The following is a 15,393-nucleotide window of genomic DNA, read 5'->3' on the forward strand; positions in this document are numbered from 1 at the left end:
ATTAGAATTTAGTCACGGTAGAGATGCTTCGGCAAGCTCAGCATGACAGTCGCCAGGAGTAAACGCTCCGCATAGCCGGGCACCCAAGCCCTACACGAATTGTTCAGGTAAAAGTTTGACGATTGTCCTGCTTTAGGGTTTAACGTTTTCCGCGACCTTTGCAGTCTGTACCGTTGGTTGTCTTGCCAATCAAGTACGCCACCGGTGCCGCTTTTAGTTTCTGATTATGAATGCTCCTCTTATTCTGGCCATTGAGTCGTCGTGCGATGACACCTCGGCGGCCGTGATGGCCAACGGCGAAATCCTGTCCAACGTGGTGGCCACACAGCAAGTGCACGAGCAGTACGGCGGGGTAGTGCCCGAGCTGGCCTCGCGCGCCCACCAGCAACACCTGATTCCGGTGGTGCAGGAGGCGCTACGCCGCGCAAAGGTAGCGAAAACCGACCTCGACGCGGTGGCGTTTACGCAGGGGCCGGGCCTTTTAGGGTCGTTGCTGGTGGGTAGCATGTTTGCCAAAACGTTTGCCCTGGCCCTGGACAAACCGCTGCTGGCCGTTAACCACATGCGGGCGCACATTCTAGCCCACTTCATCAAGGACCCGAAGCCTGCCTTTCCGTTTCTGTGCCTCACCGTGAGCGGCGGCCACACCCAGCTGGTGGTGGTGCGCAGCGCCATGGAAATGGAAATCATCGGTCAGACCATCGACGACGCGGCCGGCGAGGCCTTCGACAAAACCGCCAAGCTGCTGGGCTTGCCCTACCCCGGTGGCCCCCACCTCGACAAGCTGGCCCGCCAGGGCAACCCTACCCGCTTCGCGTTTCCGGTGGGCGCCATGCCGGGCTACGACTTTTCGTTCAGCGGCCTGAAAACGTCGGTGCTGTATTTCCTGCGTCAGCAAACGCAGCAAAACGAAAACTTTGTGCAGGAAAACCTGGCTGACCTCTGCGCCAGTATTCAATACACCATCATTCAAACCTTGATGCGTCAGCTGCGCCGCGCTGCCCACGACCAGCAGCTCCGGCAAGTGGCCCTGGCCGGCGGGGTGGCCGCCAACTCGGGCCTGCGCACGGCCTTGCAAGAGCTGGCCGCCGAGGAAGGCTGGCAGGTGTTTATCCCCGACTTTGAGTTCTGCACCGACAACGCCGCCATGGTCGCCATGACCGGCCACTTCCAGTACCAGGCCGGCCAATTTACCGACCAACTCATCAGCCCCGACCCGCGCCTGAAGCTGTGAGTAGGGTAGGGGGCGGGCTAATGGTGAGCTTGAGAAAAAGCTCTTTCGCCGAATAGTCTATTTGGCGCAACGCCGCCGTTCCCTTACCGTTGTAGTGAGTCCCTATATCCCTACCCACTCCGCGAAGGCCCTACCTGGCTGGCCGCGCAATCCCGAGAATCTGCACCATCTGCAATGAAGAAAGAAGAGAAACCCAAGCGCATTAATATTCTAAACCGCCGCGCCAGCCACGAATACGCGTTTCTGGTGAAGTACGACGCTGGTATGATGCTGCAAGGCACTGAGATAAAAAGCATCCGCGAGGGCAACGTGAACTTGCAGGATGGCTTCTGCACGTTCCACGGTGATGGCAGTCTGTGGGTGCACAACCTGCGCATTGCTCAATACACTGAAGGAACCTACAATAATCACGAGCCCACCCGCGAGCGGAAGCTGCTACTCAATAAGAAGGAGTTGCGCCAACTGGCCGGCAAAGCCCAAGAGCAAGGCCTCACCATCATTCCCATCCGCCTGTTTGTGAACGACCGGGGCTTTGCCAAACTGGAAATTGCGCTAGCTAAGGGTAAAAAGCTCTACGACAAGCGCGAAGATCTGAAAGCCAAAGACCAGAAGCGCGAAATGGCCCGCGCGCGGGAATACTAAAAGGTGAAGGTAGAAAGGCGACATTGAGAAAATCGTTTTCGTCAATGCACCTTTCTACCTTCACAACTTCATCTTTCACAATTTCACCTTTTGGAACACGGAATCTGTGCGTTGAGCACCATGCCGGTGCGGGCCGAGCCCAGCGACAAGGCCGAGCTGGTAACGGAGCTGGTGTTTGGCGAGTGCTACTCCATTTTGCTGGTGCAAGGCGCCTGGCAACAAATCCGCAGCACTGCCGACGAGTACGTGGGCTGGATTGATGGTAAGCAGCACACGCCCGTGTCGGCGGAGTACCTGGACGCGTGGAAAGCCCAGGACCACCCCCGTAGCCTGGACCTAGTGCAGATAGTGAGCGACGCCACTACCCGCGTGCCCGTTATTATTGGCTCGCGCCTACCCTTTTTCGATGGCATGACCCTGCGCCTGGGCGAGCAGCAGCTCTTCTACAACGGTGCCGCCACCAACCCCCAAAATGGTCACGGCCCGCACGGCGACCTAGACAAGCGCCTCGCGCTGCTTCTGAAGGTAGGGCAGTTGCACCTGAAAGCGCCCTACGTATGGGGCGGCAAGAGCCTGTTCGGCATCGACTGCTCGGGGCTGATGCAGCAACTCTTTGGGCTGGTGGGTGTGCAGCTCCCCCGCGATGCCCGCCAACAGGTAGAACTGGGCCAAACGGTGCATTTCGTGACCCAGGCCCGCCCCGGCGACCTGGCCTTTTTTGATAATGCTGAGGGGCGCATCATCCACGTGGGCATGGTGCTGGAAGACCAGCGCATCCTGCACGCCAGCGGCGAGGTACGCATCGACCCCCTAGACCACAACGGCATCTTCCGCCGCGACCGGCAAAAATATTCCCACACCCTGCGCCTCATTCGGCGGGTGCTATAGGTGAGATTGAGTTACTAATACGGCTGTCGTCCTGAGCAGCGCGAAGGACCCTCTCACGTGTGAACGACGCTCGTAACAACGACTCGTTTTATCATGAGAAGGTCCTTCGCGCTGCTTAGGTGGACAAGCCTCCTAACGACTCGTCCTGGCGTTCATCGTTCTGCCGTGAGAAGGTCCTTCGCAAACTCAGAAGGACAGACGCTTTTTTGTGAACCATTTACACCACTTTACTGCTTGTTTATACGCTGAGAATCACCTAGCTTTCGTTGGTTAGATTCCTCATAAAGTGTATGGATCAGAAAGTGCTTGTCTTGAACGGCGACTACACCGCCATTACTCTGTGTAGCGTGCAAAAGGCGTTTGTGCTGCTCTACCTCGACAAAGCCGAAATGGTGGCTAACTCCGAGCACGGCGCCCTGCGCACCATCAGTCAGTCCTACCCTAAGCCGAGCATCATCCGGTTGCAGCGCTACGTGCGGGTGCCCTACAAAGGCATCACCCTAAGCCGCCACAACATCATGAAGCGCGACAACTTTGAGTGCCAGTACTGCGGCTCCACCAAAAACCTGACGCTCGACCACGTGCTGCCCCGCTCGCGCGGCGGCACTTCCAACTGGGACAATCTGCTTACGGCCTGCTCGCGCTGCAACCACAGCAAGGGCCACCGCACCCCCCAAGAGGCCGGCCTCGTCATTAGACAGATGCCCAAGAAGCCTACCCTCTCTGGTTTCCTCAAGCTCAGTGCCGGCACCATAGATCAGAACTGGCACGCCTATCTCAACTAAGCCGGTAGCGCTGCTACCGGCTTTTTTGTGCTCTTTTTTTGAGAAGGAGGCTAAAAACCCGTCTGTCATCCTGAGCAGCGCGAAGGGCCTTCTCACGTGAGAGCAGCAGGCGTCACAACGACTCGTTCTGCGGGTATAAGGTCCTTCGCGCTGCTCAGGATGACAGGCGGGTGTAGAAGTAAAAAACTCTCCCCAGACATTGTCCGAGGAGAGTTTTACTAGTGCTTTAAAGGTGATTCAGCCTAGTACTGATCCTGCTCCGAATCGGTGCGGTCGAAGCTTTCGGAACCGTGGGCGAAGGTGAGTAGGTCTTGGCTGAGCTTCTCCTTATCGGTCACGAGTAGGCCGTGGGGGGCGCCGTCGTACACGATTTGGGTGGCGTGGCTTAGGTACTGATCTAGGCGCTTGGCGCTGTTCTTATACGGTACCGTTTTGTCATCCTCGCCGTGGATAGACAGCACGGGTACTTTGATAGTCTGTAGATCTTGGCGGAAGTCGGTTTCGCTGAAGGCGCGGGCGCACTGCTCGGAGGCGTAAGGCGCCCCCTGCAAGGCCAACGACTGCGACCAGTCGAGGGTAGCCTGACTAACGGGGTTGCTCAGCAAGCCGTCGCCGTAGAACTGCTTGCCGAAGGTGGTCAGGAAATCGGGACGGTCTTTCTTGAGGCCGTCTACCATATCGTCGAACGTCGATTTGTCAACACCGTCGGGGTTGTCGTCAGTTTTCAGCAGGTAGGGCGTCACGGCCGAAACGAAGGCTACGCGAGACACGCGCGCGCCCTGATGGCGGCTCATGTAGCGGGCCACTTCGCCGCCACCCATCGAGAAGCCTACCAGCGTTACGTCTTGCAGGTCGAGGCCTTCGAGCACGGCTTTCAGGTCGTCGGACAGGGTATCGTAATCGTAGCCATTCCAGGGCTTATCGGAGTGGCCGAAGCCCCGGCGGGTGTAGGCCACTACGCGCACGCCATTCTTCGGCAATTCGTTCAGTTGATACTCCCAGGACTCGTAGCTTAGTGGCCAGCCGTGAATGAGTACAACGGTTGGGCCTTGTCCCAAATCGACGTAGTGTAAGTTGATATCTTGACCTTTGGCATCTTGGCCAACGCTGATAAAGCTCATGGTAGGGGAGTTTGGTTGTGGAAAACTAAATGCGTTTGTGACCTATACGGTGCAGCTTTGCGTAGAGAAGGCCGATGTCAAGATTTTATACGAGCTTGTGCTTTTCCTTTCTTTTCCATGTCTCTCAGAAGAAACAACAGCTGTTGCGCGGTCCTGATCGGTCTATATCTAATGGGCTGCCAGTCTGATACATCCAGCCAGCATACCGCTGCTGGTACTACCGCAGCCACCTCCAAACCCGCGGCCTCCGCCGCACCTGCTGTTTGGTACCGGCAATACCACACCCTGCTGCCCGGCGCTACCGATAGCGTAACGGTGCACTTGCAAAACCTAGGGAGCGGGGGCGATGCACCGTCTATCGGGCGGGTGATTGGCTTCTACGCCGGTCCCGACGGGCAGCCTTTCGAGCTGGCCAGCAGCCCAACCGGCACCCTCGACAGCCTGGTGCTGCGCGACGCCAGCCACGCACACTTGAACGCCAACGGCTACGGCCCGGTGTGGCGTCTGCGCCGGGAGGGCACGGCCTGGGTAGGCACGCGGGCAGGCCGGGCCGTGCGCCTCCAGCCTCTCTCTGCCAGTGAGGGCATTGCTTTCGACGCGCAGGTGTTCCGCGACTCAGTACGCGCCCGACCCCAGCACCCCGCCGACAGCGTATGGGGCCGCATCAGCCTGCACGCGCTCCTACCCACTAGCAACCAGCAACCCCTCGCCAGCAACCTGCTGCACCTGCTGCGCGGCGACACGGTGTTTGCGGGAAGTGCGCCGGCTTTGCCTACTATCTGGGAAAACATGCGGCGGGTCTTCTTCAACGATTATCAGGAGGATATGAAGGCGGTGTTTCAGCAGATGGAGGCCGATACCAGCCGCGCCAGCCGCCGTCCCATGGCCATGCTGAACTACACCGACGAGCGCGACACCTACGTGCTCTGGAATGCGGGTAACTTATTGAGCCTGGGTATTTTCAACTATTCCTACACTGGCGGCGCCCACGGTAACTATGGTACTCACGTGCTTAGCTTCGATACCCGCACCGGCCGCCCGCTGCCGTATGCGGCCATCTTCCGGCCCGAGGCTGCGCCGCGCCTGGAAGCGCTACTGGCACGCTACGCTCGCCCTAGCCTGGGCCTGAAGCCCAACGAGCCGCTGCGCAATGCCCTGTTCGACGAAACGCTACCTGTGACGCGCAATGTGTACCTGACTAGCGGCGGGGCCGTGTTCGTATACCAGCCCTATGAGGTGGCCGCCTATGCGTATGGCGAAGTCCGGGTGTTTGTGCCACTGCGGGAGCTGCGGCCATTGCTGCAACCCGGTCTGCCTCTGGAAGAGGGTAGGGCCCTATAAGTTGCGGATAGTGCAGATATGTAGGGTGGCCGCGTAGCGGCCGAAGGGTTGTAGGAAATGCTGTCTTTAAAATGATGCGTCGCGTAGCGGCGCAAGAAGTATCTGTGCTGCATCCTCGCCCTTGTAGCAGCCTTGTACCGCTATCCAGCGCGGCTCTTTTCATCTGGCCTAGCTACAACCCTTTGGCCGCTACGCGGCCAACCCACGTATCAACAATTCACAACTCAACATCCCATGCGTTTTTTCTCCGTCAACTCGCCGCTGCTGAAACAGTTTGACCGTTGGGCAACACCGGTGCTGGCGGTGGTAGCTGTAGCTGTATTTGTGGGCGAAACGGTGTGGCCGTTGCGGCGGCGCACCCGGCCACGTACCGAGCGGTGGCCGCGTAATGTAGGCGTGTCGGTGCCCTCGCTCGTGGGGCTGCGCCTGGGGTTGTTGCCGGCTATGGTAGGCCTCACGCAGGTGGCGGCCCGTCGGCGCTGGGGGCTGAATCGCCTGGGATGGCCAGAGCCGGTGCGCTTGCTGTCCGAGCTGCTCATTCTGGATTACGTGGCCTACTCCTGGCACCGCCTGCTGCACGCGCCGCTGCTATGGCGCCTGCACCGCGTGCACCACACCGACCTGGACATGGACCTGAGCACGGGCTGGCGCTTCCATGTGGGCGAGATGCTGGCCAGCATCCCGTACCGCGGTGGCGTGCCCATGCTGCTGGGCGTGCGGCCCGGCGTGCTGCTTGCCTACGAGGCGGTGTTTGAGGCCTGCACTGCCTTCCATCATTCCAACACCCGCCTACCCGTAGTGGTGGAACGCCCGTTGGCCGCGTGGATGATTACGCCGCGGGCGCACGGCATTCATCATTCCGTAGTGCACCGCGAAACGCAAAGCAATTTTGGGGTGGTGCTAAGCCTGTGGGACCGGCTGCACCGCACGCTGCGCCTCAACGTGCCGCAGCAGCAAGTGGAAATCGGTATGCCGGCCTACCCCGATGCGGCCGCGCAAACCGTGCGTCATCTGCTCGTCATGCCCATCGAGCCGCTCCAGCCCTGGACCCGCTTTGACGGCACTGTGCCCGACCGGCCCTGGCCTACCACCCCGCTCGACGAACTGGCCGGGTAGGGACTGCAGCTTAAAAGTTTACCTGGGCCTGCAAGCGCAGCAAACCGCCGCGCTGGTGGTTGTCGGGCCGCTGAAAGTCCTCGAACCGGCGCGAAGACAGTGTGTACATCGTGACTAACTCGAAAGCGGGAAAAGGCTGCCACTCCACACCAAACTCGGCTTCGTGCACCGTGTGGCTGCGTGCGTCGCGCTCGTGCTTTTTACCGCCATCGTAGTACTGCGCCCGCACAAAGGGGTAGAACTGCTGCTGCCGGAAGTGCAAGCGGTAGTTGAGCATGATGTAGCCCCCGTGCAAGCGGCGGGTTTCGATGCTGTCGGTGCGCGGGTTGAACTCGGGGCCGCGACCTATGTTGTACTCAGCCTGCACGCCAAAGGGCTGGGGGTAGAGCACAAAGGTGGCCGCCATGCGTTGGTCGGGGTAGCGCAAATCGGGGCGGTGTTTCACGCCGCTGGACAGCTGGTCTTTGCCCACCACATATTCGCCGGTATACGCCTGCAAGCCCGGCTCGATGATGTGCTGGCCTACCTCCAGCGGGTACGTAACGCGGGCTACCACGTGGCGCTGGTTGTTCAGGTCGGGCCGGTTGGCCGTTTGGCCATTAAACACGCCCACGCCCACTACGCCGTAGTCGCCGGAGCCTTTCAGGCCGTCTTTCACCAGCTTCGCAAACCGCTTGCGCACGGCGGTGGGGGCCCAGTATACAAAAGCCCCCAGGTCCCGCTCGTTGGCCACGGAGCTGTTGAGTGCGTCGTTGCGGTCCAGGGGTAGGCGGTTTTGGCTGGATTGCATGTTCTCGAAACCGTATGGAATCTTGCTCTGCCCTACCCGCACCCGAAACTGACTGGCTTTGTCCAGCCCTACATCAATATAGGCATCGCGCAGCAGACCTACGTGCAGGGTAGAGCTGCCGCTGACGGTGCTGGCAAAATCGGGCTGGATGTAGAAATAGACTCGCTCGTGCAGCTGGCCAAAAAAGATGAGGCGCACCCGCCGCAGGGAAAGGCCCCCGTTGCGCCCCCACGACTTATCGCACTGCTCGCACGTCAGGTCGGGGTTGGTTTCCAGCAATCGGTTGTAGCGCGCCTGCGCGTAGCCGCGCACCGATACCGACTGAAACCACTGCTTGGCGGGGGCCTGCTCAGGAGAAACCGGCGCGCTGGTCGTTTGGCCGTACACCGTTCCGGCAATGAGCAGCAGAAAGAGGAATAACAGTTTCTTCATGATTAGGTAATGCTGACGCAAAGTGCGGCATTACCTATTACTTGATTGTTGCCCTGTTATTAAGCGAATGTTACCAATTGTAAGTTGGGTGGTTGAGCGTCAATGATTAATAACGCATACGGGCGGCCCTACCTTGGTAGAGCCGCCCATATCAGTGCCTGATGACGGATTATTCCTCGTCGGTAGCGGCCGCTGTATCAGGCTGCGTGGTGGCCTCGTAGGTGTCAGCATATTTGAAGTCATCGAGCCAGTAGGCTGAGCTAACCACATCAAATACCACCGACGTTTCTGCTTGCTGGCTGGGCGTGAGCTGCCAGAGAATAGCTGGAGCTTCGGGAAAGCTATTGCCATCAAGCTGCTCGTGAAACAGGCGCTTCAGAAGCGTGTTGTCGGGCATACCTTGGGCAAGCAGACGTAGTAGCGGTGCTTCGGGCGCCGTGTCGAAAATAGATAGCGCCGCCGCGTCGGGGGCCGTAAGTTTCACCTGAAACTGCACCGCTTCGGCGCGCGGAAACTTACCATTATAGGCGGTGTAGAGTAGTTGTGTGGCCTTGAAAAATCCTTCGTGCTGGTCCAGCTCCGGGTTTTCTTCCCACAGCTTCTCGGTCAGCATCTGGTGAGCCAGGTTTTCTATCTGGCCTGCCGTCAACTGGTCTTCAAATAGATGTTCCAATACTAGCTGAGCCGCTTCGGCGGGTTCCAGATCGGTGAGGCTCATCAGGGCCATATCCTTCAGTTCGTTGGGCGCTATTTCGTCGGGATTGTCGTAGCCAGTTCTTACGAGAAGGGCTTTATAGTCCTGCGGCTGCCAGGAGTTGGGCAGCTCCGTGAGGGTATCAAAAGACAGGCGCTCTACGGTGAATGTATACATGCGAAGGGTAGGGAAGGTGAAGGTCGTGCCTGGGTTTGTGCAAGGCGTACCGATGAGCTATGTACGGCAAGCAGACCAGATTCGTCGGAAGGCTCGTTGCCAATGCAGATAAAATATTCATGAGCTATAGGCTAAAACCAAAACGCCTACCTCATCCTGTGAATGGGGAGGAGACGCTCTGACTGCCAAGCGTTTCTTGAGCTGCCGCCGTGGCTTAGGCAAGGAGGCAGTGCAGACAGTAGGCAAACCAGGCTACTCCGCAGTGGCTCGAGCTACATGGAGTGGGGAATAACCTTGCGCGGAAGCTCGCGTTGAAATAATCCCTGTTCCCTACCTGCCTTTCTGAGAAGGTACCCAGGAATACATTACACAAACAGCCTTAGAATATCATGCAACATACCCGCACGCTCGAAGATCTGCTGAATACGCAACAGAAGAAACTCGCCTTTTTTCAGAACCTGCTTTTACTGGCCGCCGCCGATGGTGAGCTGCAAGAAGAAGAAAGCCAGTTTCTAATTGAAGTAGGCAATCGGATAGGCCTCACGGCCAAAGAAGTAGCGCCCTTAGCCGATAATCTGGCGGTACTCAGCTTCATTGTACCCGCCGATGGACCACAGAAAACCCTGGAGCTGCAAACGCTGGTGCAAATGATGTTGCAGGATGGCAACATGGACGCTCGCGAGTACGATCTGTGTCTGGACTACGCGCGGCGTATTGGCTACAGCAAACAACTGCTCGACGATATGGTCAGTCAATTGTCAGGCAATGGTCCCGTCCCCAATAACCCACCTACGGTAAGCTAAGCGAAAACCGCACGCCTACCCCTACAAAGCAGCAGGTGCCTGATAGCCTGTATCAGGCACCTGCTGCTTTGTAGGGGTAGGCTATTGAAAGGGTGCCCGAAAAAACTGGTTGACTTTTCGGTTGAACTCGTCGGCGTGCTCTTGCAGAGTGCCGTGGCTGCTGTTGGGCACAATCCAGAGCCAGGCGCGGGGTAGGCTCTGGTAAATAGCCACCGTATGATCGGCCCGAATCACGTCTCGGTCGCCAGCAATGATGAAAGCAGGCGCCTTGATACTGGCTAGCGCTGAAAGCGGCACGTGCGGCTCCTTCCAATCGAGCAAGAATACTTTCCAGTCGTTTCGGCGCTTGGCGTCGGTGAAAGTCTGGCCCTGGCCTTCGCGGTAGCCGCGGCGCATCTGCTGCCACAGCTCCGGGGTGAGGGCGGTAGAGTCGGGCCACAGGTTGGCGCCGGTGGCAGCCAGTCGTTTCACTTTGCCAGGGTGGCGTAGGGCCAGCACCAGCGCCGTAATGCCGCCGTCGCTCCAACCCAGCACGTAGGCCGAATCGAGACGCAACTGAGTGAGCAGGGCGGCGCAGTCGTCGGCCATCATCTCGAAGCTCAACGAGTCGCCAGCATCCACGGAGCGGCCGTGGGCGCGGCTGTCGAGCGCAATCACGCGGTAGTGCTTGGCGAAGTAGGGGATGTTTTTCGCAAAGTCTTGGCTGCTACCCCCGTTGCCGTGCAATAACAGTAGGGGGGCGCCCGCACCGTAGGTTTCGTAGTATAGCTTCACGCCGCGTACGGTAGCATAGTGGCCGGCGGCGGTATTATGGCCGTAGGGTACGGCCTTCTGCCCGTGCACCAACTGGCTCAGTAGCAAAAATAAAAAAGTAATATAGCAGCGCATAGCAGCAGATTAATAGCCGAATAGAACGGTCATGCTGAGCGCAGTCGAAGCATCTCTACCGTAGCAGTAATTTAATCGTCAGAAGTTACTCATGGTAGAGATGCTTCGACTGTGCTCAGCATGACCGTTCTAACGCAATCCACCCTACCCCCAGCGCCTACCTACGCCCCATGTACAGCAGGGTAGACCTCCCGGAAGGACCGTACTTATCGTTAATCAGGAAATAGCCGCCGCGGTAGGCTGCTAAGCCTTCCCAATTGTAGGTCATATACTCACGAGGTAGCTCAAGCAAGGGCTTCCAACTAATCTTATCGCGTTTGTAGTGCAGGCTGATGAGGCGGCAGTAGTTCTGATACTTGCCGTTGCCATCCAGCACCAGGCGAGCATTGGGGTCGGTGGGGGTAGGGCGGTACACGCTGTCGTCGGCGCCGTTGTAGAAGTAGTTGATGGCCGTGAAGCGGTTCTTGCCCTCATACACCAAATCGGTGATGCGGAAGGGTAGGCGCTGTACCGGTACCTGCTGCGGGATATCGGGCAGGCGAGTGGCGTTGGGGATGCGCAAGGCGTAGTTGTCGTGCCGAAAGTAGTTGTACTCAAAGAACAGCAACAGGCTCTTGTTGTAGCCCGTAGCCGCCTCGAAACCGGCGTTGTGAATGTGAGAGTTGTCCGTAAGGGCCGGCTTGGGCAGCGGCACCAGGTAGTCCGTATCCAGCACGATGGTGGCGCTGGCTGCGTGCACCGCGCCTTTGATCAGGTAGCAATAGGTGGAGGGGGTAGTGGTTTCGATGGTGAAATACGCCGTGTCGCCTACCAACGTAATGCCCTCCAGCCCCTCGTATTCCTGACAAGCCGAGTCGAGGCGGGCGCGTATCTTATCCAGGTGCTGGATAGCGTATTTCTGATACGTCAGCGCCTGCGTGGTATCTGCCAACTGCCGGTCCAGGCTGGGTAGGTCGATGCCGTACACCTTAGCCTCCGCCCGGTCCTGCAACCGGCTCTCGGAGAGTAATAGCAGTTGATTGCCGTAGGTAAACAGCCCAGAAAACTGGTTGTTGCGGTCGGCTATTTCTGCGGGTAGGCGGAGCGTGTGGATGCTGAGCGGAGCTTTCCGCTGGGCGCTGGTCAACGTGGCGGGTAGGAGAAGCAGCAGGACAAGAGCAATCCGGTAAGAACGCAGCATCGGCAGGAGCAGTTAGGGCAAAGCAACGTGCAAAGATTGCCAAGCGCCCGCCCGGCTCCAACTTCTGCGTGACTAACTCCATCAGCGTACTGCAATTCGGGGCTAATTTTCCAGTGTAGTTCGGTAGCCTCTATGCCTGCGGTAGTACAGGTGGCGTTTGGTAATGCGCTTGCAGTAGATTCGTCAGGTGCGCTTCCAGCAGGCTCTCCAGGCTGCGGCCCGTTGGACTAAGTCGTCGGGTAGGGTGATAGTGAGCTGGGTCATGGCGGTAGTGGTTGGGTAAGGAAGACAGCTGCTATTATGTAATTTAGAATCTTGAATCTTCGGCGACACTTACCTACTGCAACATGGGATTATTTGACTTCTTCAAAAAAGAAACTAAACCGGATAAGCAAGAGGAAGATACTGTGGAAAATGTTCCGCAAATGCTTTACGCCAAGCTCTTGTTTGCTGATGAAATACAATTAGATAAAGAGCGAATAGTTGCTGAGTTACGAAAGGAGTTTAAAAATTTTGAAGAAGCAGATAATCTAGAGCGCACCTTACTCTATATCTTTTCTGATTATGTATTTAATTATCAAGATGGTGGTGTTCCAGCACAAGGCGCACTATTTATGGCAGAAGATTCAACGTTTGACCCGCAATCCGTAGCGGTAGCGTTGACCCAGAGCTGGCATTGGCCTGAGGCTGCGGATGTTATTAAAACATGTAAACAGGAATGTTTGGTTACCGATTTTATGTCGCGCGGCTTAGATTACGAAAAGCGCGTGGAGTACTTCCAAAAATTCCTCTCGGCCCTAATCAAAGCTACCAAACCACAGGCGGTTTATTTTACGCAGAGCGATAAGCTGGTAGAGCCATTTGCCTATGTATTCGCTCTGGCAGAGGAAGAACCAGATGTGCTGAATGGATTGGTAAACGTGCGCTTTTTTAATGTCGCTAATAGCACGGAGGAGGAAATGTTTGTGGATACATTAGGACTGCATTCCTTAGGTCTGCCAGATTTTCAGATTCGTTTTCGGGATTTTGAACCGAACGAAGTAGTAGGTAAACTGTGGAGTTATGCTAACTACATTTATCAAAACGGAGCTGTCATCGAACCAGGAAATACAATTCAAGGTCTCTCGGTGAACGACAAGTGGACCTGCTATTACGCTGATGCGGCAGTAGCACCTACGCGCATTGTCATCGATTTGGAAACACAGGCTTCATAATTCTTTTCTACCCCGCCGTATCTGCCACCTCATCCCCATCATCCACCAGCACCCGCGCCAGCTTCTCGATATTAAGGCTCCGCGCTGAGGCATCGAAGATTTCGCGGTAGGTCCCTTTTAGATCGTATAGCTCGTCGTGGGTGCCGCTTTCCACCATGCGGCCTTGCTTCATCACGTAGATGCAGTCCGAATCTACGATTTGGGCGAGGCTGTGGGAGATGATGACCACCGTGCGGCCTTGCTTGATGGCATCAAGGGAATTTTTGATTTGCTCGGTGGCAATGGCGTCGAGGGAGGCCGTGGGCTCGTCGAGGAAGATGATGGGCGGGTTTTTCAGGAACAGGCGCGCAATGGCAATGCGCTGCTGCTGCCCGCCCGAGAGCTGCTGAGCGTCGCTCTGGTACTGCTGGGGTAGGGCCACAATCTGGTCGTGGAGGTAGGCGCTGCGGGCAGCGGCCTGCACCTGCTCAAAGCTAGCCGAGAAGTTGCCGTAGCGGATATTCTCCTCAATGGTGCCCTTGAAAATGTGGTTTTTCTGTAGCACCAGGCCCAAGCTCTGGCGCAGGGCGTGGGTGTCGTAGTCGCACAGGGGCTGGCCGTCGAGGGTGAGCGTGCCGCTGTCGGGCGTGTAGAACTTGCAAAGCAGGTTGATAATGGTGCTCTTGCCGGCGCCCGAGAGGCCTACCAGCGCCGTGGTCTTGCCAGCTTCAATGCGCATGTTTACCCCGTGCAGGGCGGCCGTGCCGCTGGGGTAGGCAAACGACACATCGTGCAGCTCGAAGGTGCCGTGCAGGTGGTCGGGGAGGAGGGCACCGGTAGGCTCGGTCTGGTCCTCGGCGTCGAGGATGCTGAAGAAACCCTCGGAGTAGGTGAGGGCGTCGTTCATCTCGTCGTAGATGCGGTGCAGTTGTCGGATGGGCGCCGACACGTTGTTGAACAGCAGAATGTGGAACATAATGGCCCCAATACTGATCTGCCGGTCGAGCACCAGGTAGGCCGTCAGGATGATGATGAGCACCACGCCTACCTGCTCCACAAAGGTCTTGAGGCCGTCGTAGAGAAAGTTGGTTTTGCGCGTTTGGAGCTGGGCCGTTACCAGCTGCTGTTGCAGACCATTCTGCTTTTCCTCCTCATAATCTTCGCGCACAAAGCTCTTGATGACCACCGCCGAATCAATAATATTGACGAGGCCCTGGTTTTTCTCCTCGCGCAGGCGGCGCAGCGTGCGCCGCACCCCGTTGAGCTTATCGGCCTGGGCGTAGCTAAGCCAGAAGTAGATGGGTAGGATGAGCACGGCCGTGATTCCCACGTACACGTTGGCAAAAAACATGACTACCAGCGCCACCACGGCATTGGCAAACAGCGGCAGAATGTCGATGAAGAAGTTCTGCACCAGCTTCATCAGGCTCTCCACGCCCCGGTCGATGCGGGTTTGGAGCTTGCCCGTCTGGTTGCCGCCGCTAGCGTAAAAGCCCAATTGGTAACTCAGTATCTTATGAATAGCGGCCTGCGAGAGAGTAGTGGAAATGCTAATGCGAATCCGCTCCCCGTAGAACTTCTGCCCAAACTGGATGAAGGCATTCACTACCTCCTTCACCAATAGCACCGCGCTAATGCCCGCCAGCAGCGTAGCGCCCTGTGCCAAGGCTTGGTTCCGGTTGAGCATGGTTTGCACCGTATCCACGGTGTAGCGCAGCACAAACGGATTCACCTGCGCCGCCAGCGACCCGACTAGTGTGAGTAACAAGGTGCCCAGCACCAGCCGCCAGTAGGGCCGGACGTAGGGTAGGAGGCGTTGGATAATTTGCCAGAGGCTCATGCGAATCGGCTTGGAGGAGAAGTAGCCGGTTAGACGCGGGAGCAGGGCGTGGGGTTATTCAGTAGCTAGATAGCCGCGCTCTACCAACGAACGTTTGTGTATGCTTGCAATTGATTCCAGCAGAGTAGTAGTTAGAACAATAGTAGTTTTCTCATGCAATAGCAGCCGGCAAAGGAAATGCTGCTGATCCAGAAAAATCAGGGGTAGGAAATGCTGTTCAGGCTGTCAGCTGCGCTATTTTTACAGCAGCAGTCTGCCTGCTTGGCCAC

Annotated in this window: 14 protein-coding genes; 8 read left to right on the forward strand and 6 right to left on the reverse strand. The window is 57.4% G+C overall.

Annotated elements, in window-relative coordinates:
* The first annotated feature begins 226 nt into the window (after positions 1-226).
* The 4 genes from tsaD (at position 227) to MUN82_RS01395 (ending at position 3,549) form a co-directional block, all read left to right on the forward strand.
* Positions 227-1,234 carry a tRNA (adenosine(37)-N6)-threonylcarbamoyltransferase complex transferase subunit TsaD gene (gene tsaD, locus MUN82_RS01380; protein ID WP_245094193.1) on the forward strand — a complete coding sequence of 336 codons (1,008 nt, stop codon included), beginning with the start codon at positions 227-229 and terminating at the stop codon, positions 1,232-1,234.
* Positions 1,235-1,408: 174 nt separating this feature from the next.
* Positions 1,409-1,876, forward strand: a complete 468-nt coding sequence (gene smpB, locus MUN82_RS01385) for an SsrA-binding protein SmpB (protein WP_245094196.1) — start codon at positions 1,409-1,411, stop codon at positions 1,874-1,876.
* A gap of 90 nt (positions 1,877-1,966) precedes the next feature.
* Positions 1,967-2,764 carry a C40 family peptidase gene (locus MUN82_RS01390; protein ID WP_245094199.1) on the forward strand — a complete coding sequence of 266 codons (798 nt, stop codon included), beginning with the start codon at positions 1,967-1,969 and terminating at the stop codon, positions 2,762-2,764.
* Positions 2,765-3,054: 290 nt separating this feature from the next.
* Positions 3,055-3,549, forward strand: a complete 495-nt coding sequence (locus MUN82_RS01395) for an HNH endonuclease (RefSeq protein ID WP_245094201.1) — start codon at positions 3,055-3,057, stop codon at positions 3,547-3,549.
* 242 nt (positions 3,550-3,791) lie between these two features.
* Here the strand turns inward: MUN82_RS01395 and MUN82_RS01400 are convergent, their stop codons facing one another.
* Entirely contained in the window at positions 3,792-4,670 is an 879-nt protein-coding gene (locus MUN82_RS01400; protein ID WP_245094204.1) for an alpha/beta fold hydrolase, read from the reverse strand.
* Between the two features lie 117 nt (positions 4,671-4,787).
* Here MUN82_RS01400 and MUN82_RS01405 point away from each other — a divergent pair, with 117 nt between their 5' ends.
* The gene (locus MUN82_RS01405) at positions 4,788-6,011 is read left to right on the forward strand and encodes a PdaC/RsiV family protein (protein ID WP_245094206.1); all 1,224 of its coding nucleotides are present in this window, start codon (positions 4,788-4,790) and stop codon (positions 6,009-6,011) included.
* Between the two features lie 234 nt (positions 6,012-6,245).
* A complete protein-coding gene (locus tag MUN82_RS01410; protein ID WP_245094209.1) occupies positions 6,246-7,127 on the forward strand; it encodes a sterol desaturase family protein in 882 nt (293 codons plus the stop codon).
* 10 nt (positions 7,128-7,137) lie between these two features.
* Here the strand turns inward: MUN82_RS01410 and MUN82_RS01415 are convergent, their stop codons facing one another.
* Both MUN82_RS01415 and MUN82_RS01420 read right to left on the reverse strand, forming a co-directional pair.
* Positions 7,138-8,349 carry a porin gene (locus MUN82_RS01415; protein ID WP_245094212.1) on the reverse strand — a complete coding sequence of 404 codons (1,212 nt, stop codon included), beginning with the start codon at positions 8,347-8,349 and terminating at the stop codon, positions 7,138-7,140.
* Between the two features lie 169 nt (positions 8,350-8,518).
* Complete coding sequence (locus tag MUN82_RS01420) at positions 8,519-9,220, reverse strand: hypothetical protein (protein WP_245094215.1); 702 nt, start codon at positions 9,218-9,220, stop codon at positions 8,519-8,521.
* 389 nt (positions 9,221-9,609) lie between these two features.
* Here MUN82_RS01420 and MUN82_RS01425 point away from each other — a divergent pair, with 389 nt between their 5' ends.
* Positions 9,610-10,023 (forward strand): tellurite resistance TerB family protein, encoded by a 414-nt coding sequence (locus MUN82_RS01425; protein WP_245094218.1) that lies wholly within the window; start codon positions 9,610-9,612, stop codon positions 10,021-10,023.
* 81 nt (positions 10,024-10,104) lie between these two features.
* Here the strand turns inward: MUN82_RS01425 and MUN82_RS01430 are convergent, their stop codons facing one another.
* Together MUN82_RS01430 and MUN82_RS01435 are read right to left on the reverse strand one after the other, a co-directional pair.
* Positions 10,105-10,911, reverse strand: a complete 807-nt coding sequence (locus tag MUN82_RS01430) for an alpha/beta fold hydrolase (RefSeq protein WP_245094220.1) — start codon at positions 10,909-10,911, stop codon at positions 10,105-10,107.
* A 157-nt stretch (positions 10,912-11,068) separates the two neighbouring features.
* Entirely contained in the window at positions 11,069-12,091 is a 1,023-nt protein-coding gene (locus tag MUN82_RS01435; RefSeq protein ID WP_245094223.1) for a hypothetical protein, read from the reverse strand.
* Between the two features lie 347 nt (positions 12,092-12,438).
* Between MUN82_RS01435 and MUN82_RS01440 the strand changes: the two genes are divergently transcribed.
* Positions 12,439-13,305, forward strand: a complete 867-nt coding sequence (locus MUN82_RS01440) for a DUF4261 domain-containing protein (protein ID WP_245094226.1) — start codon at positions 12,439-12,441, stop codon at positions 13,303-13,305.
* A 7-nt stretch (positions 13,306-13,312) separates the two neighbouring features.
* Here the strand turns inward: MUN82_RS01440 and MUN82_RS01445 are convergent, their stop codons facing one another.
* Positions 13,313-15,124, reverse strand: a complete 1,812-nt coding sequence (locus MUN82_RS01445; protein WP_245094229.1) for an ABC transporter ATP-binding protein — start codon at positions 15,122-15,124, stop codon at positions 13,313-13,315.
* Positions 15,125-15,393 lie beyond the last annotated feature (269 nt).

Source organism: Hymenobacter aerilatus (assembly GCF_022921095.1).
Taxonomy (GTDB): domain Bacteria; phylum Bacteroidota; class Bacteroidia; order Cytophagales; family Hymenobacteraceae; genus Hymenobacter; species Hymenobacter aerilatus.

Bases quoted from the DNA above. Each gene is read 5' to 3' on its own strand.
- MUN82_RS01425 (WP_245094218.1), top strand. From the start codon at position 9,610: ATGCAACATACCCGCACGCTCGAAGATCTGCTGAATACGCAACAGAAG.
- MUN82_RS01415 (WP_245094212.1), bottom strand. From the start codon at position 8,349: ATGAAGAAACTGTTATTCCTCTTTCTGCTGCTCATTGCCGGAACGGTG.
- MUN82_RS01445 (WP_245094229.1), bottom strand. From the start codon at position 15,124: ATGAGCCTCTGGCAAATTATCCAACGCCTCCTACCCTACGTCCGGCCC.
- MUN82_RS01395 (WP_245094201.1), top strand. From the start codon at position 3,055: ATGGATCAGAAAGTGCTTGTCTTGAACGGCGACTACACCGCCATTACT.
- MUN82_RS01420 (WP_245094215.1), bottom strand. From the start codon at position 9,220: ATGTATACATTCACCGTAGAGCGCCTGTCTTTTGATACCCTCACGGAG.
- MUN82_RS01400 (WP_245094204.1), bottom strand. From the start codon at position 4,670: ATGAGCTTTATCAGCGTTGGCCAAGATGCCAAAGGTCAAGATATCAAC.
- MUN82_RS01435 (WP_245094223.1), bottom strand. From the start codon at position 12,091: ATGCTGCGTTCTTACCGGATTGCTCTTGTCCTGCTGCTTCTCCTACCC.
- MUN82_RS01405 (WP_245094206.1), top strand. From the start codon at position 4,788: ATGTCTCTCAGAAGAAACAACAGCTGTTGCGCGGTCCTGATCGGTCTA.
- MUN82_RS01430 (WP_245094220.1), bottom strand. From the start codon at position 10,911: ATGCGCTGCTATATTACTTTTTTATTTTTGCTACTGAGCCAGTTGGTG.
- MUN82_RS01410 (WP_245094209.1), top strand. From the start codon at position 6,246: ATGCGTTTTTTCTCCGTCAACTCGCCGCTGCTGAAACAGTTTGACCGT.
- smpB (WP_245094196.1), top strand. From the start codon at position 1,409: ATGAAGAAAGAAGAGAAACCCAAGCGCATTAATATTCTAAACCGCCGC.
- tsaD (WP_245094193.1), top strand. From the start codon at position 227: ATGAATGCTCCTCTTATTCTGGCCATTGAGTCGTCGTGCGATGACACC.
- MUN82_RS01440 (WP_245094226.1), top strand. From the start codon at position 12,439: ATGGGATTATTTGACTTCTTCAAAAAAGAAACTAAACCGGATAAGCAA.